We start from the raw sequence: 18,777 nt of genomic DNA, 5'->3' as shown, positions 1-18,777 counted from the left end.
CTCCACCCCTTGCGCAGGAAAACCCACCGACACGACGAAGCCGGCCGGCCCAACGACCACCGCCGCCCGGGCCGCCCCCACCTGACGCGCCGCCCCTACGCCCCACGGCATCTCCGTGCCACCGGCAGCCCGCACTCGCCCCGCCGATTCCGGCTGCCCCACCGGCTGCTGTTGACGGTCGCCACGGCGCTGTGCGCCGTCCTGACCGCCGTCCTCCTCGTCCGAGACGAGGACCCCGGCGGGTCCGGGCCCGGGCCCATCGGGTCGCGGCCCTCCTCGATGGGCGGCGAGTGCGCCCCGACGGCGCTGCTGGAACCGCCCTGCGGGGCCTGGTTCGGCGCGTTCGTGCCGCACAGCAAGGGCAACCTGGCGCAGAAGGTCCTCGACTACGAGCAGAAGGTGGGCCGCAAACTCGACATCGTGTACACGTACCACGACATGTCCCAGGTCAAGGGGGCCCGGCTGGAAGGGCAGTTGCTCACCGACGAGGAGAAACGGGTCGCCGCCGACGACCATCTGCTGCTGCTGTCCTGGGAGAGCAAGTGGTGGGGCGGAACCGAGGCACAGCAGCCCACCTGGAAGCAGATAGCCGACGGCGAACTGGACGCGTCCGTCATCGATGTGCAGGCCCGGCGCGTGAAGGCGTACGGGAAGAAGATCTTCCTCTCCTTCGACCTGGAGATGGACACCCGTACGCCGGCCAGCGGCACCCCGGAGGACTACGTCAGGGCGTACCGGCACATTCACGACCGGTTCCGCGAGCTGGGTGTCACCGATGTGGTGTGGACCTGGATCACCACTGGTTATCTGGCGCACGCCGACCTGATCAAGCGGATGTACCCGGGCGACGACTACGTCGACTGGGTCGCCTACAACCAGTACAACTACTACCGGTGCCACAAGACGGACTGGCTGTCCTTCGCCCAGACCCAGCGGGCCACCCACGACTGGATACGCAGGAACATCTCCGCCGGCAAACCGCTGATGCTCTCCGAGTTCGGCACCGCCGACGACCCCTCGCGGCCGGACCGGCAGGCCGAGTGGTACGCGCAGGTGCCGTCGGTGCTGAAGGGACTGGCGGGGGTCAAGGCCGCGCTTCAGTGGAACTACCGTGACCCCGGCCCGCACTGCGATCTCGCGGTGGCGAACGACGAGGCCTGGGACAGCCTGCGCAAGGCGGTCTCCGACCCCTACCTCAACCAGCCGTTGGAGTAGCCAGAGGAGAGCGGCCAATGAGTGGTGTGTCGTGAAGTTGCCGGTCACGGGTCTGGTGTGAGGGTCGGGAGAGCTACTCCCGTGTCGGCGGGTGTCCGTTGGCAGATCGTCTGACGTGTCGTTCGGGGCCGTCTTCGGGTTCTGCCCGCGCCCACCGCTGTGCCGCTCTTCGATCCGTGGCCGGGCCGGTACGCCGGGAGAGCGTGGGAGGGGTGTGGGGATGCGGGAGCTGGAGCGGATCACGGCTTGCCGGAGTGAACCGGCTGGCCGAGCAGGACCGGGCCGCGGCGGAGGCCGCCGCGGCCGTCGACCGGACGCCCGCCGGGGAGGAGGCTGACCGGGAAGATGCCTTCCCGCGGCTGGGCGAAGAAGCCGAGTCCCACCGGCCGGGCTGGCCTACGAGGAAGACTCGGGGCCCTCGTCGCCGAACTGCCGGTGTCGGGTCATCGAGCGGTGAGGACGTGCGCCCACGGCTCGTCGATGTCGGCCAGACCCAGCACGGTGACCACGTTGTCGAGCATTCCGGCGCCGAACCAGCGCCGCACGGCGTCGTCGTCGCCCAGCAGTTGCCGCACGGTGTCGACCTGCTTGGCGTAGCACCGGCGCACGGCGTCTGCTATTTGCGGCTCGCCCGCGGCACAGTTCGCGTGCATGAGGAAACGCAGGATGTTGCGGTCCGCGATGAGCGCGGCGTAGGCGCCGCGCGCCGCATCCAGCGCCGCCTCGGGCTCCGGCCCGGCCCCGCCCGACGTCGGCGAGTGCGCGACCAGCGTGTCGGTCATGACGACGGACACGTGGTCGACCGCCGCCGAGAACAGCGCTTCCTTGTTCGGATACAGGCGATAAAGGTACGGCTGGGAGATGCCGACCCAGGCTGCGATCTCGTGCGTCGTCGTACCGTAGAAACCCTTTTGCGCGAAGCAGTCGACCGCGGCGGCCATGATGGCCCGACGGCGTTCGTCGCTCTTCGTGCTGGTACCGGCGGCAGGCATGGCGATCAGTTAAACAGCTCTCCCCTCAGCGTCCAAAGGTCACGCTGAGGTCAGGGTCGGACGGCACCTCGTGGGGTGTGAGCGCCTCGATCGCCACCAGCGGGTTCCAGTAGTCCAGGTAGTGGGTGATGAGCCCGTCGTCGGTCCGCACGACGGAGATGCACGTCTGCTCGTACGGCTTGCCGGTCGGCAGCGCCGTGCCCTTCGAGCGGAATTCGGCGATCACCAGACTCGGATCGACCGTGTCGTGGAACACCAGGTCGACGAACTCCACGTCGAAGGTCTCGGGAAAGTTGCTCATGTGCGCGCGCAGTGCGTCTCGCCCCGTCACCCGCTGGGGCACGCCGGCAGGCGCGTACGGGAACTCGAGCACCGCGTCCGGCGCGAACAGCTTCACCCATTCGTCGGTGCGTCCTGCGGCGGTGAGGCGCAGGTGCTCGGCCACGGCGTGCTGGGCGGTGGCCCGGCGGGCGGCGTCGTCTTCCGTGACTGCCATTTTCACTCCTACGTTAGTGGTCGACCTATAACTTACCACGGCGGCAGCCGTCGCGGGCAGTCGAGCGGAGGTGACGCCGGGGATCCCGGTCCGTAGGGATGGCATTGAGGAAACGCCTCCTCTGTGGCGGGCGGCGGCCCGGTGCCATCGGCGCCCGTCACGCTTCGGCGAAGATCGTCGGTCAGCGGGAGACTTCGCGGTTCGTCAGGACGGGCAGAGCCCCCACCAGAGCGGTCGCCCGGCGCTCATGCCACGGCAAGGGCCTTGTTGGACAGCTTGTGTCCTCGTGTCAGCGGCGTCGCAACCGCCGATACCTGCGGCGTCGGCGGATCAAGCACACCATCCCCGAGCGCCGTGACCAGCGGGCCCCCGCCTACGCCGTGGCAGCGGCGGCGGCAGGCCCGCCGGCTTCGATGCGGCACGCTATGTCCGCAGAAACGAAGCCGAGCGGCTGATCAACCGGTTGAGGGCGAGCCGGGCAGTGGCCACGCGTTTCGACAAGAGGGCGTACGTCTTTCACGGCACCGTGGTCGTCGCAGCCCTGCGGCTCTGGCTATGCGCATGATCCGCCGACAACCTAGCGCGAGCCGAGGAACTCGATCGTCCGCTGGGTCAGCAGCTTGGCGGCGTCCGGGTCGTAGGACGGCAGCGAATGGTCCGCGAACAGGTGCTGGTCTCCGGGATACAGAAACATCTCCGCGTCAGCGGAGTCGGAGACGAGCGCGCGAGCAGCATCGATGTCCTCGGCGAAGAACGGGTCGGCTTCCTTCGCATGCACCTGCACCGGCACACCATCAGGCCAAGCCGCGCCGAACTCCGACACGGGGATGCAGGCGTGGAACAGGAGCGTGCCCCGCGCGCCCGCCCGTGTCTGAGCCAGCTTCTGGGCAGGCAGCACACCGAGCGAGAAGCCGACGTAAACGACGTCCTGTGGCAGGTGCTCGGCCGCGCGGACGCCACGCTCGGTGATCTCACGGAAGCCGATCTGTTCGACGTAGCCCGAACCCTCCTCAAGGGAGCCGAAGGTACGCCCCTCGAAGAGATCGGGCGTGTGGACGGTGTGGCCGACGGCGCGGAGTTCGTCGGCGAAAGCGGCGACTCCGGGGGTCAGCCCCTGCGCGTGATGGAACAGTACGACCTCTGTCATGCCCGAACCCCTTGCTTGCGAGTAGCGAATGATCCGGAACTTTAGAATAATCGAGGGGTGTCGAACAATGCTCGCCTCCCCGACTACGACCTCGCCGATGTCACAGATGTGACAGCCCCGGCCCAGCTCCGTGCGCTGGCCAGCCCTCTGCGCGATGCCATCCTTGAACTGCTCCTCGAACGCGCCGCAACGGTGAGCGAACTGGCCACCGCCCTCGACCGCCCGAAGAGCACGGTCGCGCATCATGTGAGCGTCCTGGTCGACGCCCAGTTGCTGAAGGTCGTGCGGACCCGCCGGGTGCGGGCCATCGAGGAACGTTTCTACGGCCGCACCGCCCGCATCTTTCGCGTCGGCACCGTCAGCCCGGCCGACGGGGGCGGCGCCACCCCGTACTGCACCAATAATCTCGTCACGGCCGCAGCAGAGTCGGCCCCGGCACACCAGGCAGATCAACTGTCCTCGATCGTGCGGCATGTGCGGATCCCGCAGGAGCAGGCCCGCGAGTTCTGGGCACGGGTCCTGGAACTCGCCAACGACTACGCGCAACTGCCGCGCGGAGGCGATGTGGTGTACGGCTTCGCAGCCGGGCTCTACCCGACCGACTATCCGGCGCTGCCAGAGGCTGAGTCTGCGGCGGACTGACCTGTCGTGTCGACCACGGCCACGGCCTGCAGAACCCGAACCTTCACCGCCCTGGCCCCATCTCAGGCAGCAAGCCACCGAGTCACCTGACCTGTCGGACAGGCCCTAGATGTGCTGTCCGGACAGGGTGGTGACGCGGCCGACTGGGGTGTTGCCGCTGATTCCGGTGTGGGGTCGGTGGTAGTTGTACCAGTCGAGCCAGGAAAACGCGCAATCGAGCGTGCGGTGAACTTCCCGTCGGGGCGTTTGTGCAGCCGGCCGGGGTCGGCGAGCTTGGTCACACAGGCCCGTGACCAGCAACTTCACGATGCACACGATTCAATGGAGCAGCCCGAGGAGAAGCGGCCGCTGGAGTGGCCGTAGGGGAGCGGCCGTTGCGGAGGAAGCCTCAACGGCCGCTGGTCCAGGGCCCGGAGCCGACGCCCGAAGGCTCAGCCCGCGAACACCGGCCCGCGCACCATCGCGCGGGCCCGGCGGTACCAGCGCCACCCCACGGTTCTCGCGCTGTCGCGGTACGGCGCGATCCGCGCCCCGCGCCCCGCCAGCCAGTCCTCGACATCGCCGACGGTGTGGCCGCGGCGCACGATCAGCCGGGCGATGCGGTAGTGCTCGTCGCGGTCCGAACTGAGCGCGTGCCGCACGGCGGTGGCCGTCTCGTAGCCGGCGGCGGCCGCCATCCGCCGCACCCGGCCGCTGTTGTAGCCGTGCGGGTAGGCGAGATGGCGGACAGGACGGCCGAGGGCGTCCTCCAGCACCGAGCGGGAGGACCGCAGTTCGTGCGCGAGTGCTCGCGGGGCGAGGGTGTCCAACTGGGCGTGGGTGACGGTGTGGCTGCCGACCTCCATGCCGTACTGCTCCAGCCGCGCCGCCTGCTCCAGCGCCATCATCGGCGCGGGCGGCAGCAGACTGCGCCCGCCCGCCGTGAGGGCGCCGGTGGTGAGGTAGGCGGTGGCGGGCAGCCCGCGCCCGGCCAGCGCCTCGGCGGTCGGGCCGGGCAGGTCGGCGAACCCGTCGTCGAAGGTGAGCAGCACCGGCCGGGGCGGCAGCGGCGCCCGCCCCGCGAGGTGGTCGGCGAGCGCGCTGATGGTGACGGGCGTCCGTCCGCTGTCGACGACCGCGTCCAGGTGCTCGCCGAACTGCTTCGGGCTGACGGTGAACTCGGCGATCCAGTCCGGCGGGTCCTCCATCACGGCGTGGTACAGGAACACCGGAATACCGCTGACACCGCTCACACCGCCGTCCCCGCGGCCGCTGTCCGCGGACGCCGTCATCGCGCCGCCCCCCGCAGCGCGCGCCGGGCCCGCAGATAGCCCACCGGCCCGTACAGCATGCCGCGCCGCTGGAGCCGGGAGAGCCGGCCGGGCCAGGCATGCGTACGGTCGTCGTGCCGGCCGGGCGCACTGCCCGCCGCATCCCCGGCCGCACGCTCCGAAGCGCCCCGGGATTCGCTCCCCGACCCGCCCGCGGCCGCGCCTCCCGCCTCCCGGCTGGCCGTCAGTGTCCGCGCGTAGGCCAGCCCTCGGGGCAGCCGGGCCAGGAATGACGGGAGCAGGCCGGGGCGGTTGACGAGGATCGCGGTGAGGTAGGCGGTGAGGCCGGCGCCGTAGCCGTACGCCTGGGTCTCCAGGTCGCGCCAGGTCTCCCGGTGGTGGTGCCAGACGAGGGCGTACGGCGTGTAGTGCAGTCGGTGGCCCTCGGCGAGGACGCGGACGAACCCGTAGAGGTCGTCGCCGCCCCGCGCGAGGGTGCCCGCTCCGGTCGCCGGGTCGAAGCCGCCGACCGCGCGCAGGACGTCCGTGCGGAAGGCCATGTTGGCGCCGGAGCCGAAGCGGCCCGCGGTGAACGGGAACAGCGGCTCGTCGGCTGGCGGGTCGGCGGGATCGTAGGTACGCGGGGCGAAGCCCTTCGCGAAGCCGCCGTGGCTCTCCAGGAGGACCTGGGCCGGGGTGCGCAGCCGGGCCGGCAGGATCAGGCCGGTGGCGCAGCCGAGGCGCGGGTCGGCGGCGAAGGGCGCGGTGAGCTCGGTGAGCCAGCGCGGGTCGGCCACGACGTCGTCGTCGGTGAAGGCGATCACCTCGCCGTGCGCGGCCTCGATGCCCCTGTTGTGGGCGACGGCGAGACCGGGCACCGGCTCGGTCACGTACCGCACGCGCTCGGCGTACTTGCGCATCACCAGGTCACGGGTGGCGTCCGTCACGGGCGCGTTGTCGACGACGAGGATCTCGAAGTCGGGGTGGTCCTGGGCGAGCAGCGAGTCGAGGGCGTGGGCGAGCTGTTCGGAGCGTTCTCGGGTGGCGATGACGACGGTGGCCGGCACCACGGACGGGACGGTCGGGGCCGGGGGCGGTTCACCGGCCGTGCGTACCGCCAGGTCCGTGAGGACCGCTCTCGGATCGGCGCCCTCGGGTACCTGCCCGAGAAGTGTCCCCACCGGCCGCCCACCCCTCTTCACCAGCACGAACACCTCGCCGTACGTGATGGGCGGGCTGCCCGGGCCGGGCTTCGGACCACCGCTGCCCGCCAGCTCCAGCTCGGCGACCTGGACGGGTCTGATGGCGAGGAACTCCTGGATCTCCCGCTGTGCACGTGTCGTGCGCGACATGAACCCCCCTCGTGTCATGACCGTCGACGCCGTCAGGCACCGCGCAGCCGGCCCGCGCCCTTCAAGGTCCGTGCGGCCAGCGCCGCGAGCCTCGGCCGGCTGCGCACGAAGTGGTGCGCCCGGCGGGACGGCTCACGGCTGAGCCAGTAGAGCGCGGCGCCCACCCCCGGACGCGTCCACGCTCCCTCGTACACGGGGATCTCCCCGGTCTTCAGCGAGTCCTTGTACTCGGCCGCGCCCCGCCCCAGGTCGAGCAGGCCGATCCCCTCGGCGGCGGCCGCCTCGGCCATCCGCAGATGCAGCACCAGGCCCGGCGAGTACTTCGAGAGCTCGGTGTCGTACGACGGGAACCAGCACGCCAGGACGGTCGCCGACCGCAGCCCGAAGTGCGCGGCGATCGGCTTGTCGCCGGCGTAGAGGACGGACAGCGTGCCGGAGCACTCCGGCGCGCGCGTCTCGCGGAGCGTGTGCACGAGCCGGGTGATCCAGTCCTGGGCGAACCGGTCCCGGCGGCCGGTCCTGCGGTACTGCGCCGACTTCCACGCCATGAGCGTGCGCAGCGCGGCCGGGTCGCGTTCGTCGAAGACGAACCGCAGCTCGCCGACCTGGCGGCCGAGCCTGCGCTCCTTGGCCAGGGTCGTCTTCAGGAACTTCGGCGACTGGGCGCGCAGGACGGACTCGTACGTCTCGTAGCCCTTCTCCACGTCGATGACGTAGGCGGTGTACTCCGCCGCAGCGTGCCGCACGAACAGCCCCTGTTCCGCCTCCAGGTTGTCGAAGGCGAAGCTGGACAGGGAAGCGGCCCGCATCAGTTCCTCGGCGTTCAGTCCGAGGCCCGGGGCCAGTACGGCACCCTGCGCGTCCGAGACGCCGTACGCGAGGGCCTGGCCCTGGCCGAGCGGCCCACGCTCATGGGGCAGGAAGCCGACCGGCTCGCGCCCCTGGTACACCACCGCAACCCGTGCGCGCGACCGTACGCGGCCCACGGCGTCGGTGAACTCCGGTTCCATGAACGGGTTGCGCGGCGCGGTCGACGCGGCACGCAGCGCGCGCCACCGCTCCCGTTCCCCCTCGCCGAGATCCTCCGGCCTCAGCACACGGATACGCCCACTGCTCAACCTGACCCCCCGATCAAGTCCCCCCTGGACACAGGGACGGTACCGCCCCAGACCGGGCGTGCGGTAGGTAGCGGAGCATGTTGTTGCCAATCGGTGCAGAGGCCTTTAACCGGTCTTAACCCGGCGATGCGGGAGAAAGCCGTTTCGCCGGTCGGATCGCTCAGTCGTCGGCGGTTCAGATCTCGCAGGCGATCTCGATGTCGAACCCCGCCTCACCGTCGCAGTCGTCCGTGCCGCTGCTGCCGTTGAGGAAGTCGGGGGCGGGTCCGCCCCGGAGGACGTCGTCACCGGCGCCCGCGTGGAGGGAGTCGGAGCCGCCGGCGCCGGGGACGCTCTGGCCGTTCTGGTCGACGTTGTCGCCGAACAGCTGGTCGTCGCCGCCGCGCCCCTGGATGACGTCACGTCCGGCGGTCGCCCCGGTGGAGTCGCCCAGGGAGCTGTCGCCGACCAGGAGGAACTCGCCCGACTCGCCCCCGGTGATCCGGTCGTCGCCGGAGCCGGTGGCGGTGCCCCAGGCGGCGGAGTGGTCGCCGGTCGCGATCGTGCCGCCGTCCGCGCCGAGGTCCAGGACGTCGTCGCCGCCGGCGCCGCTCGCGTCGCCCAGGATCGAGATGCTGTCGCCGGTCGCGTCGCCGAAGGGCCCGGGACCCTCCAGGAGGATGTCGTCGCCGGCCCCCGAGACGTCGTAGAAGCCCACGGAGTCCCCGATGAGGCCGTCGTCGCCGTCGTCGCCCTGGAGCAGGTCGTTCGCGCCGCCGGAGGCGATGTCGCCCCTGCCGTCACCGATCAGGGTGTCGTCGTCGGGGCCGCCGGAGAGGAAGTCGGCCGAGGCGCCGGTGGCGGTGCCCTGCTGCGCGTGGTTGTCGCCGACCAGGCTGTCGCTCCCGGCGCCGCCGAACAGCCGGTCCTCGCCGGTGAGACCGAGGGCGGGCCCGGTCGTGCGGTAGGTGTCGCCGTCCAGGGCGTCGTCGCCGTCGCCGCCGTCGAGGGAGTCGTTGCCCGGACCGCCGACGAGACGGTCGTCCCCGCCGAGACCGCAGATCAGGTCGTTGCCGCCGAGGCCGTCGAGGACGTCTGCGCCCGGGGTGCCGATGATCACGTCAGGGCCGGGCGTCCCGGTGGTGCCCGTGGTCGTCGCCGGCCGCCCGAAACAGGTCGGCGCCTGCGCGACGGCCCGCGACGTCCCCGTCCCGGTCAGGACGCTCGCCCCGAGAACGGTGATACCGCAGGTCAGAGCAGTCAGGCGGGTTCTGTGACGATTCTCCGGCATGGCTGCTCCAAGGGCGGCGTCGTGGGGTGACGCGTTATCCCTTCCAGGGCCGACCCCCGAGCCGGCATGACGAAAGGATTTTCATCCTTTCGGTGGCCGCCCTGTCTCAGAGGATGCCGGGGCGTGCTCCGGGACGCGGTGGCCGACCGCTTCGACCCCTGGGAACTCCCGCGATAACTCCCGCTATCGGTCAACAAAGGAAGGGGAGTTGACACAAGAGGACCGGACTCCGACCTGGTCCGGTGCGCGTCGAGTCCGGCGGGTGCGGGATCCGTATTCTCTGATCATGGCCGCACCCACCGCATATGCCGAGCGCACCGCGTACTCCCTCATCGCCACCGACCTGGACGGAACGCTGCTGCGCGGCGACGACACGTTCTCCGACCGGTCGCTCGACGCGCTCGCGCGGGTGGCGGCCGCCGGCGCACGCCACCTGGTCGTGACGGGCCGGCCGGCGCCCCGCGTACGCCCCTTGCTCGACCGCCTGCACAGCAGGGGGCTCGCGGTGTGCGGGCAGGGCGCGCAGTTGTACGACGTCGGCGCGGACCGTCTGCTGTGGTCGGTCACCCTGGACCGGGAACTCGCGGAGACCGCTCTCGAGAAGATCGAGGCCGAGGTCGGCCTGGTCTACGCGGCCGTCGACCAGGACGGCGTCGACGGGCTGACGCTCATCGAGCCGGGCTACCGCATGCCGCACCCCACCCTGCCGGCCCTGCGCGTGGAGCGGCGCGACGACCTGTGGTGCGAGCCGATCAGCAAGGTGCTGCTGCGCCATCCCACCCTGTCGGACGACGAGTTGGCGGTGACGGCCCGAGCGGTGGTCGGTTCGCTCGCCACGGTCACCATGTCGGGGCCGGGCACGGTGGAGCTCCAGCCGTGCGGGATCACCAAGGCGACGGGGCTGGCGCTGGCCGCCGAGCATCTGGGCCTCAGGCCCGAGGACACCCTCGCCTTCGGGGACATGCCCAACGACATCCCCATGTTCGACTGGGCCGCCCGCGGGGTCGCGATGGCCAACGCCCATCCGGAGCTCAAGGCGGTGGCCGACGAGGTGACGACGTCGAACGAGGACGACGGCGTGGCCATCGTCCTCGAACGTCTCTATCCGTGACAACCCCGGCAGGGGACGGGGATCAGTACGCGCCGAACACGTTGTCGATCGAGCCGTACCGGGCGGCCGCGTAGTTGCAGGAGGCGGTGAGGTTCGCGACCGGGTCGAACGGGTCCCACGACGTGCCGGACACGTGGTACGCGTTGAAGGTCGGGTCGATGATCTGCAGCAGGCCCTTGGACGGGGTGCCGGCGGCCGCGTTGGAGTCCCAGAGGTTGATCGCGGCCGGGTTGCCCGAGGACTCCCTGATGACGTTGCGGTAGATGCCGTTGTAGGTGCCCGGGATCCCGTGCTGCGCCATGACCTGGAGGGACGCCCGGATCCAGCCGTCGAGGTTGTTGGCGTAGCCGAGGCTGGTGGCGGTGGCGACGGCCGGGGTCGCGGCGGAGGCGGTGGTCGCCCCGATGAGCGGGAGGGCGAGCACGGTGACGCCGGTGGCGGCGACGGCGAGCTTGCGGGCAAGGCGGGCACGGTGGGTGCGGCGGGGCTGAGCGGCAGCAGGCATGGCGAAGTTCCTCTCCGTCGCCTGCGAGGTGAGCTGTCGGGTTCGGGCGGGAGCTGCCCGGCCGCGCCCTCCTGGACGCGACTTCACCCCGAGCCGTCCCGGTATGTCCTGGGCATGTCCAGAAACATGTCCAGGGTCGTCCGGTGCGGCGACTTACCTGGTTCCCCCGCTCCTGCCGTGGTGTTCTCGGTGGGTGTGCGGGCGGTGGCAGGATTCGGCGTCCGCCCGACAGGCCGGGAACGTATGCGAGAGCACATGTCCGGAACAAGTGGCGGATGCACGGTTAAGCCCTATTGACCTTGATCTATGGCCTATGAGGCGCTTGATCCTTTGTTGTTGCAAAGCCTCAACTCGCTTGCATGGCGCGAGGAATCGGAGCGCGGTGAAGGGGAACCCGCCTTTCGGGGGAGTGAGCCAATTCACCGGCATTCACAAGAGGTGCTAATCGGGCAATAACCTCAACGGGTTATTAAGGGGGTGTCAGTGAGAAGGCACCCGGTTACAGGCCCGGCTGTAACCGTGGGGGCTGGCGGTGATCGAAACATGACCGGATACGCTGACTTGAGTGAGCGCAGAGACCTATCGACAAACCGCGTAGTCGGCAGTAGACACCAGCAGACAGGAGACACCTCGTGACCGTCGTCGAGCCGTTCGGGCTGAGCGTGCGGGACCAGGCTCTGGAAGCCGATGTCCAGGCCGGATTGGCGGCTGTCGAGGAAGGCTTGCTCGAGGCCACCAAGAGTGAGGTGCCGTTCATCACCGAGGCGGCCCAGCACCTGCTGCGGGCCGGCGGGAAGCGGTTCCGCCCGCTGCTGGTGATGCTCGCGGCGCGGTTCGGTGACCCGTACGCGCCCGGGGTCGTCCCGTCGGCCGTCGTGGTGGAGCTCACCCATCTGGCGACCCTGTACCACGACGACGTGATGGACGAGGCGGCCGTGCGGCGCGGGGTGCCCAGCGCGAACGCCCGCTGGGGAAACTCGCTCGCCGTCCTCACCGGCGACTTCCTCTTCGCGCGCGCCTCGCACATCCTGGCCGACCTCGGCCCGGAGGCGGTGCGGGTGCAGGCGGAGGCGTTCGAGCGGCTGGTCACCGGTCAGATCCTGGAGACGGCGGGCCCGGTCGACGGCCGCGACCCGGTCGAGCACTACCTCGACGTCCTCGGCGGCAAGACCGGCTCCCTGGTGGCGGTGTCGTGCCGCTTCGGCGCGATGATGTCGGGCGCCGACGAGACGGTGGTGGACGTGCTGACCCAGTACGGGGAGCGGCTGGGCGTCGCCTTCCAGCTGGCCGACGACGTCCTCGACATCGCCTCCGACTCCCACGAGTCGGGCAAGACGCCCGGCACGGACCTGCGCGAGGGCGTCCCCACCCTGCCGGTGCTGCGGCTGCGGGAGCGCGCGGCCCAGCAGTCGCTGCCCGAGGACGTCGCCCTGTGCGAGCTTCTCGACTCCGACCTCAGCGACGACGCGAGGCTCGCCGAAGCGGTGGCCGCGCTGCGCACCCACCCGGCGCTGGAACAGGCCCGCCGGGACACCGTCCGCTACGCCGAGGAGGCGCGGGCCGCGCTGGCGCCCCTCGCGGAGTGCGACGCGAAGGCCGCGCTGATGGGGCTCTGCGACGCGGTGGTCCACCGCGCCGGCTGAGCCCGGGGGGACGGACCCTGGGCTACCCCTACGGGTCGCAGGGGGCTGTCGGAACTCCATGTCATACCGCAGGCGTACGCGGAGTTGAGTCCGTGGGGTGACGCTTCGTCGTGTGTCATTTGGTCAGATGGGAACCACGGAAAACACCACTCCTCACCGATTCGGGTGAGAATGGCGGCACCGGGTGGGGACGTTCAACGCGAGCTGACCAGCCGCCGCCGACGACGGAGGTAAGGCACACATGGCACCGAACGCATCCGACGACAGCCTGAGCGCCGGGGAGACGGACGACCTGCGCGTCGGGCGGCGCAAGGCCGTGCGGTACGTCGTCCCGGTCACCGTGATCGGAGTCGCCGCGGCGACGATAGGCCTGGTCCCGGCGCTCGCCGACGCGGGCGACCCCGACCTGCCGAAGATCACCGCACCACAGCTCCTCGACAAGATCGCCGCTTCGGACGTGCAGCAGCTGTCCGGCACCGTGAAGATCAGCACCGACCTCGGCCTGCCCGACCTGGGCGGGCTGACGAGCGGGCTGCTCTCCGGCGCCACCGGCGACGACGGATCGTCCGCCGACCCGTCCGCGCGGCTCACCGAACTCGCCTCCGGCACCCACACCCTGCGCGTCGCCGCCGACGGCCCCGACCGGCAGAAGCTCTCGCTGCTGGAGAACGCCGCCGAGTACAGCGTCATCCACAACGGCAAGGACGTCTGGGGCTACGACAGCTCCGCCAACGAGGTCTACCACTCCACCGCCGGGGAGGGCGCGAAGGAGGGCGCGGAGACCCCCGTGCCCGCCACGCCCAAGGACCTCACCGAGGACGCCCTCAAGGCGGTCGACGACACCACCTCCGTCACCGTCGACGGCACCGTGCACGTCGCGGGCCGCGACGCCTACAAGCTGCTGATCAAGCCCAGGCAGTCGGGTTCCACGGTCGGCGCGATCAGCGTGGCCGTGGACGCGAAGACCGGGATGCCGCTGAAGTTCACCCTGGCCCCGGCGAGCGGCGGTGCCGCCGTGGTGGACGCGGGCTTCACCGAGGTCACCTTCGCCAAGCCCGCCGCCTCCACCTTCGACTTCACCCCGCCCAAGGGCGCGAAGGTCACCGAGGGGGACGACACCGAGGCGGCACCGGAGCACTCCGGCACGTCCGGCGAGGACCTCCCCAAGGACCTCGAAGGCCTTGGCGGTCTCCACGGGATCACCGGCTCCGACGGATCGGAGGGCTTCGACGTCCTCGGCAAGGGCTGGACCTCCGTCGCCGTCCTCGAGACGGGCGGTGAGGGCGTCCCCTCGGACTCGGAGCTCAACTCCGAACTCGGCTCGGACGCCGGCGGCGCCCTCAGCGGCTTCCTCGGCTCCTTCGGCGACAAGGTGAGCGGCAAGTTCGGCTCCGGCACCGTCTTCTCCACCCGCCTGGTCAACGCGCTGGTCACGGACGACGGCAAGGTCTACGTCGGGGCGGTCACCAAGGACGCCCTGGTGAAGGCGGCCGACTCGGCGAAGTGAGCCCCCCGTACGCTGGAAGTCGTACGGGTACCGGGTGGCGAGTACCGGTGCAGGTTGCCGGAGATCGGGGGACGGATGGGGCAGGCGAAGGAGGGCCCCGTGGCCGGCGAACCCGTCATCCACACCCACGCCCTCACCAAGCGCTACCGCGGCGGCCAGCTCGCGGTGGACCGCCTCGACCTCACCGTCCCGGAGGGCAGCGTCTTCGGCTTTCTCGGTCCGAACGGCTCCGGCAAGACCACCACGATCCGCATGCTGATGGGGCTCATCGAGCCCACGTCCGGTGGGGCGCGCGTCCTGGGGCAGCCCATGCCCCGGGCCGCGCGCAGCGTGCTTCCGCAGGTCGGCGCGCTGATCGAGGGGCCGGCCCTGTACGGCTTCCTCTCCGGCCGCGACAACCTCCTGCGCTACGACGCCGCCGACCCGACCGCCGACCCACGCACCCGGCGCACCCGCGTCACCGCGGCGCTGGAGCGGGTCGGGCTGACGGCCGCGGCCGGCAAGAAGGCGAAGGCGTACTCGCTCGGCATGAAACAGCGCCTGGGCCTCGCCGCCGCCCTCCTCCAGCCCCGCCGTCTCCTCGTCCTCGACGAGCCCACCAACGGCCTCGACCCGCAGGGCATGCGGGAGATCCGCACCCTCGTGCGGGAGTTGGCCTCGGACGGCACCACCGTCTTCCTCTCCTCCCACCTCCTCGACGAGATCGAGCAGGTGTGCACCCACGCCGCCGTGATGGCACAGGGCCGGCTGATCACGCAGGGCGCGGTGGCCGAGCTGGCGGCGGGCGCGCGCGGCCGGCTCGTGGTGACCACGCCCGACCCCGGTGACGCGGCACGGGTGCTGAAGGAGCAGGGCGCGGCGGACGTGACCATCGGCGAGGACCGGGTCACCGCCGAGCCCCCGGACCGCGATCTCGCCGAGGTGAACGCCGCGCTGGTCACGGCCGGCGTCCGTGTCCGGGGCTTCGCCGTCGAACGTGCCTCCCTGGAGGACGCGTTCGTGGCCCTCACCGGGGAGGGGTTCGATGTCGCGGGCTGAAGCCGTACGAGAGCTGCGGGCGCCCAGGCCTTCGTGGTCCCTGGGTCTCCTGCGCAGCGAACTCCTCGTCACCTTCCGCCGCTGGCGGACCCTCGCGTTGCTGGCCGTCCTCGCGGCGGTGCCGATCCTGGTCGGCATCGCCGTGAAGATCGAGACGAGTGACGGCTCGACCGTCGGCCGTGGCGGTGGCGGTGCCGGAGGGGGAGGAGGCGAGGGTGGCCCGGCCTTCATCGCGCAGGTCAGCAACAACGGCCTGTTCCTGGTCTTCACCGCGCTGGCCGCGACGCTGCCGTTCTTCCTGCCGATGGCGATCGGCGTCATCGCGGGGGACGCGATCGCCGGCGAGGCGAACGCCGGCACCCTGCGCTACCTCCTCGTCGCCCCCGCCGGCCGCACCCGCCTCCTCCTCGCCAAGTACGCGACCGTGCTGGCGTTCTGCCTGGTGGCCACCCTCGTCGTCGCGGTCTCGGCGCTGACGGTCGGGGTACTGCTCTTCCCGCTGGGCGACGTCACCACCATCTCCGGTACGACGATCAGCTTCACCGACGGCCTGGGCCGGGCCCTGCTGATCGCCCTGGTCGTCGCCGCGTCACTGACCGGCGTCGCGGCACTGGGCCTGTTCGTCTCCACCCTGACCAGCAGCGGCATCGCGGCGATGGCCACCACCGTGGGCCTGCTGATCACGGTCCAGATCGTCGACCAGATCCCCCAGCTCCACGCGATCCAGCCGTACCTCTTCCCCCACTACTGGCTGTCCTTCGCCGACCTGGTCCGCGACCCGGTCTACTGGGACGACCTGGTGAAGAACCTCGGCCTCCAGGCCCTGTACGTGGCGGTGTTCGGCTCGGCGGCCTGGGCGCGGTTCACGGTGAAGGACATCACGGCGTGAGCCGCGCCCAGGCGACCTGGTAGGGAAGCAGCTCAGGCAACCGGGTGGGCAAGCACGCTCAGGCGGCCTGGTGAGGGAAGCGGGCGAACGGCGCCTCCCGGGTGAGGAACGACTTCGCACGTGCCAGCGCCTCGGTGTCGTCGAGCACGTCACCGGGCTTGCTGCCGTTGCCGAGCAGCACCCCGCCGAAGCGCATCCCCAGATAGGCGGCCGAGTTGTTGAGCGTGCCGACCAGCGGTTCGGCGACCGAGGCCTCCGGGTCGGCGAGCACGGTCACGCCCCAGAGCGTGCGCCCGGCCATGGCGGCCCTGAAGTCGAGTCCGGGCGTGCGCAGCCAGCCCGACCAGTGGTCCAGATAGCGCTTGACCTGGGTGGAGACCGAGTACCAGTAGAGCGGCGAGGCGATGACGACGTCCGTCGCGGAGAGGGTCGCGTCGAGGAGCAGCGCGGGGTTCCCCTCCGTGGGCCGGACGTGATCGCTGTCGTGCCGCAGGTCCTCGAAGTCGGGCAGCGGATGCTCGGCCAGGCTGATCCAGGTCTGCTCGACATCGGGACCGAGCTGCTCGGCGGCCCTGCGCGCCAGCGCCTCGGTGTTGCCGTCGGCGCGGCTGCTGCCCAGGACGAAGAGAAAACGGCGGTCCATGAATCCCCCAGGTAATCGGCGTGCGACGATAAAGCGCATCTGCATTATATGCGCACGCAAGCATTCTGCCAAAGGGCGCTCCCGAGCGCGCTCTCGGCCGCCCGCGCCACCCCCAGGAGCAACTCCTCCCGCCCGTGCGCCGCGACGACCTGCACCCCCACCGGGCAACCGTCCGCGCCGATCCCCGCCGGAAGGCTGATCGCCGGATGCCCGCTCAGATTGAACGCCCAGGTCAGCGCCGTCGAGTACCGGTCAGCGGGGCCTTCGTGGCCATGTGCCGCGTTCGGTGTGGTCGGCGTCAGCAGCAGGTCGGCCCGGGCGAACAGACCGGCCAGCCGTACACCGTTCACCTCCCTGATCCGCGCGGCCCCACCGGGGTCGTCACGCGCCGGCCCGCGCAGAGCGAGCCAGGCGGGTGCGGGATCCTCCAGCCGCAACGGACCGTCGTCCGGCAGCAGTCGTACGACACCGGCGTCGGCGAGGCGCCCCACGGCGGCCCGGGCGAGCTCCAGAGGCTCGGGGTCGCCGGAGGCGAAACCGAGATCGGGGGAGAAGACGGCGACGACCGGGAGAGGAACCGTTCCCGCACCCGCACCCGCACCCTCACCGGCACCCGCACCCGGAGGGAACGCCTCCGGGACGGACACCCCCTTCGCCCCCGCGGCCATCACTCGCCAGTACGCCTCCGCGTCCGCCGCGTGCCGCACGAGCACCCCGGCTGCCGCGAGGCCCGTACGGTCCGGCGACGGCAGCCGTCCGTTGGTGGTCTTCAGACCGGTCACCCCGCACCAGGCCGCCGGGATCCGCACCGAGCCCGCGCCGTCGCTGCCGGTGGCCAGCGGCACCAGCCCGGCCGCCACCGCCGCCGCGGAGCCGGCCGAGGACCCGCCCGGAGTGCGGTCCGCCCGCCAGGGGTTGACGGTGCGGCCGTGCGCGCCGAGGCCCCAGGTCTGCCAGGGCGTACCGGGCCCGGGCACCGCCGTCGCCCCCACGGGTACGCACCCCGCCGCGAGCAACGGCCCCGCCGCCCGCAGCCCGTACCGCCCCTTGACCCCGATCGGCACCCCGGCCAGCGGCAGCCGCTCACCCGCTCCGACCCGCACATCCACCGCACGGGCCCGCTCGGCCGCCTCGTCCTCCCAGACCTCGGCGAAGGCGGACAGGGAGGGCTCGACCCGCGCGATCCGCTCCAGCGTCTCCTCGACCACGTCCGCGGCCCGCAGCCGCCCCTCCCGCACGGCAGAGGCGATCCCGACCGCCGAGGGCGCCCCTCGCCGCGCTCCGCTCAGCGCCGCGCTCCCGTGAGCCGGGCCAGCGCCTCCGTCTCGCGGGGCGGTCCCCCGGCCAGCTCACCGAGCCGCCACTCGGTCACCCACGGGACGCGGTACACATCGATGACCGACTCGATGACCCGGATCCGCTGCGCCAGCGGCCGCGGCAGCCGCCCCGGCGCGTCCGCGACCAGCACCACCGCGTCCAGGTCGAGCCCCCGCGGTGCCTCCCCGCGCCGGAAGACCTCCAGGGCCCGAAGGGCGGACTCCAGCCCCGCCGCGTGCGTACGCGCCACGAGCAGGACCGACGGGGGATCGGCGGGGCCGGGCCAGTCCCGTCCGCAGTCGTGGCCGCCGTAGACCGCCGCGAGCGTGGAGGCCCCGGCGCCGCCGTGCGTGGCCAGCCAGGAGAAGCGGCGGGGGGTGGCGGTGGTCGCGTACGCTCCCGGTACGGGTACCGGCTCCGGTACGGGAACCGGCCCGCGGATCCAGATCTCCGGTCCCCGCTGCCCCTCCGTCGTCGGCATGACCCGTACCCCTCCTCCTGGTCCTCCAGGACATGTCGGCAGTCCCTCCGGGACGCCCCCGGCAGCCGGGCGTGGCTTCCTGGTGCGAGGCTGTGACGTCGTGGTGACGCGCAGGCCGGGAGCGAGCGGAGAAACTCAACAGTACGTGTACGCGTACGCGC

At 71.5% G+C, this 18,777-nt stretch carries 18 protein-coding genes, 1 pseudogene and 1 riboswitch; of the genes and pseudogenes, 8 read left to right on the top strand and 11 right to left on the bottom strand.

Features of this window, described 5'->3' with window-relative positions; translation table 11 throughout:
• The first annotated feature begins 9 nt into the window (after positions 1-9).
• Positions 10-1,215, top strand: coding sequence for a glycosyl hydrolase (locus ACIBVL_RS19225; RefSeq protein ID WP_399098363.1), 1,206 nt, complete (start codon positions 10-12; stop codon positions 1,213-1,215).
• 443 nt (positions 1,216-1,658) lie between these two features.
• Here ACIBVL_RS19225 and ACIBVL_RS19220 read toward each other — a convergent pair whose 3' ends face one another.
• Together ACIBVL_RS19220 and ACIBVL_RS19215 are read right to left on the bottom strand one after the other, a co-directional pair.
• Positions 1,659-2,207, bottom strand: a complete 549-nt coding sequence (locus ACIBVL_RS19220) for a TetR/AcrR family transcriptional regulator (protein ID WP_399098362.1) — start codon at positions 2,205-2,207, stop codon at positions 1,659-1,661.
• 25 nt (positions 2,208-2,232) lie between these two features.
• Positions 2,233-2,703 (bottom strand): nuclear transport factor 2 family protein, encoded by a 471-nt coding sequence (locus tag ACIBVL_RS19215; RefSeq protein WP_399098361.1) that lies wholly within the window; start codon positions 2,701-2,703, stop codon positions 2,233-2,235.
• A gap of 296 nt (positions 2,704-2,999) precedes the next feature.
• Between ACIBVL_RS19215 and ACIBVL_RS19210 the strand changes: the two are divergent.
• Positions 3,000-3,268 (top strand): annotated as a pseudogene (locus tag ACIBVL_RS19210) (IS5/IS1182 family transposase); the annotation flags it as partial.
• A gap of 12 nt (positions 3,269-3,280) precedes the next feature.
• Here ACIBVL_RS19210 and ACIBVL_RS19205 read toward each other — a convergent pair.
• Positions 3,281-3,850, bottom strand: coding sequence for a dienelactone hydrolase family protein (locus tag ACIBVL_RS19205; protein WP_399098360.1), 570 nt, complete (start codon positions 3,848-3,850; stop codon positions 3,281-3,283).
• A gap of 57 nt (positions 3,851-3,907) precedes the next feature.
• Between ACIBVL_RS19205 and ACIBVL_RS19200 the strand changes: the two genes are divergently transcribed.
• Positions 3,908-4,492 carry an ArsR/SmtB family transcription factor gene (locus ACIBVL_RS19200; RefSeq protein ID WP_399098359.1) on the top strand — a complete coding sequence of 195 codons (585 nt, stop codon included), beginning with the start codon at positions 3,908-3,910 and terminating at the stop codon, positions 4,490-4,492.
• A 431-nt stretch (positions 4,493-4,923) separates the two neighbouring features.
• Here the strand turns inward: ACIBVL_RS19200 and ACIBVL_RS19195 are convergent, their stop codons facing one another.
• The 4 genes from ACIBVL_RS19195 to ACIBVL_RS19180 form a co-directional block, all read right to left on the bottom strand.
• Positions 4,924-5,679: a polysaccharide deacetylase family protein gene (locus ACIBVL_RS19195; RefSeq protein ID WP_399098446.1), complete on the bottom strand. Its 756-nt coding sequence runs from the start codon at positions 5,677-5,679 to the stop codon at positions 4,924-4,926.
• Between the two features lie 80 nt (positions 5,680-5,759).
• The gene (locus ACIBVL_RS19190; RefSeq protein ID WP_399098358.1) at positions 5,760-7,094 is read right to left on the bottom strand and encodes a glycosyltransferase; all 1,335 of its coding nucleotides are present in this window, start codon (positions 7,092-7,094) and stop codon (positions 5,760-5,762) included.
• 32 nt (positions 7,095-7,126) lie between these two features.
• Positions 7,127-8,212, bottom strand: coding sequence for a GNAT family N-acetyltransferase (locus ACIBVL_RS19185; protein ID WP_399098357.1), 1,086 nt, complete (start codon positions 8,210-8,212; stop codon positions 7,127-7,129).
• A gap of 175 nt (positions 8,213-8,387) precedes the next feature.
• On the bottom strand, positions 8,388-9,482 hold the full coding sequence (locus tag ACIBVL_RS19180) for a calcium-binding protein (RefSeq protein WP_399098355.1): 1,095 nt from the start codon (positions 9,480-9,482) through the stop codon (positions 8,388-8,390).
• Between the two features lie 286 nt (positions 9,483-9,768).
• Here ACIBVL_RS19180 and ACIBVL_RS19175 point away from each other — a divergent pair, with 286 nt between their 5' ends.
• The gene (locus ACIBVL_RS19175; RefSeq protein ID WP_399098354.1) at positions 9,769-10,593 is read left to right on the top strand and encodes an HAD family hydrolase; all 825 of its coding nucleotides are present in this window, start codon (positions 9,769-9,771) and stop codon (positions 10,591-10,593) included.
• A 22-nt stretch (positions 10,594-10,615) separates the two neighbouring features.
• On the opposite strand, the gene ACIBVL_RS19170 is transcribed toward ACIBVL_RS19175, so the two are convergent.
• A complete protein-coding gene (locus ACIBVL_RS19170) occupies positions 10,616-11,098 on the bottom strand; it encodes a transglycosylase SLT domain-containing protein (protein WP_399098353.1) in 483 nt (160 codons plus the stop codon).
• Positions 11,099-11,101: 3 nt separating this feature from the next.
• Positions 11,102-11,328, bottom strand: a riboswitch (cyclic di-AMP (ydaO/yuaA leader).
• Positions 11,329-11,730: 402 nt separating this feature from the next.
• Here ACIBVL_RS19170 and ACIBVL_RS19165 point away from each other — a divergent pair.
• From ACIBVL_RS19165 to ACIBVL_RS19150, 4 genes are all read left to right on the top strand, one after another.
• Positions 11,731-12,741 carry a polyprenyl synthetase family protein gene (locus ACIBVL_RS19165; RefSeq protein WP_399098351.1) on the top strand — a complete coding sequence of 337 codons (1,011 nt, stop codon included), beginning with the start codon at positions 11,731-11,733 and terminating at the stop codon, positions 12,739-12,741.
• A gap of 241 nt (positions 12,742-12,982) precedes the next feature.
• Entirely contained in the window at positions 12,983-14,248 is a 1,266-nt protein-coding gene (locus ACIBVL_RS19160) for an outer membrane lipoprotein carrier protein LolA (protein ID WP_399098350.1), read from the top strand.
• Between the two features lie 75 nt (positions 14,249-14,323).
• The gene (locus ACIBVL_RS19155; RefSeq protein WP_399098349.1) at positions 14,324-15,286 is read left to right on the top strand and encodes an ABC transporter ATP-binding protein; all 963 of its coding nucleotides are present in this window, start codon (positions 14,324-14,326) and stop codon (positions 15,284-15,286) included.
• Positions 15,273-16,175 (top strand): ABC transporter permease, encoded by a 903-nt coding sequence (locus ACIBVL_RS19150; RefSeq protein WP_399098348.1) that lies wholly within the window; start codon positions 15,273-15,275, stop codon positions 16,173-16,175. Before ACIBVL_RS19155 ends, ACIBVL_RS19150 begins: the two co-directional genes overlap by 14 nt.
• Positions 16,176-16,233: 58 nt before the next feature.
• Here ACIBVL_RS19150 and ACIBVL_RS19145 read toward each other — a convergent pair whose 3' ends face one another.
• Genes ACIBVL_RS19145 through ACIBVL_RS19135 form a run of 3 tightly spaced genes read right to left on the bottom strand, consistent with a single transcriptional unit; the run spans position 16,234 to position 18,616 of the window.
• Positions 16,234-16,818 carry a flavodoxin family protein gene (locus ACIBVL_RS19145; protein ID WP_399098346.1) on the bottom strand — a complete coding sequence of 195 codons (585 nt, stop codon included), beginning with the start codon at positions 16,816-16,818 and terminating at the stop codon, positions 16,234-16,236.
• A gap of 44 nt (positions 16,819-16,862) precedes the next feature.
• Positions 16,863-18,056, bottom strand: a complete 1,194-nt coding sequence (locus ACIBVL_RS19140; RefSeq protein ID WP_399098345.1) for an amidase — start codon at positions 18,054-18,056, stop codon at positions 16,863-16,865.
• A 47-nt stretch (positions 18,057-18,103) separates the two neighbouring features.
• Positions 18,104-18,616, bottom strand: a complete 513-nt coding sequence (locus tag ACIBVL_RS19135) for a DUF6668 family protein (protein WP_399098343.1) — start codon at positions 18,614-18,616, stop codon at positions 18,104-18,106.
• Positions 18,617-18,777 lie beyond the last annotated feature (161 nt).

Origin of the sequence: Streptomyces sp. NPDC049687, from assembly GCF_044465285.1 — a bacterium.
GTDB lineage: Bacteria > Actinomycetota > Actinomycetes > Streptomycetales > Streptomycetaceae > Streptomyces.
The sequence above is the reverse complement of the archived record's forward strand: the minus strand, read 5'-3'. Positions and strand labels throughout refer to the sequence as shown.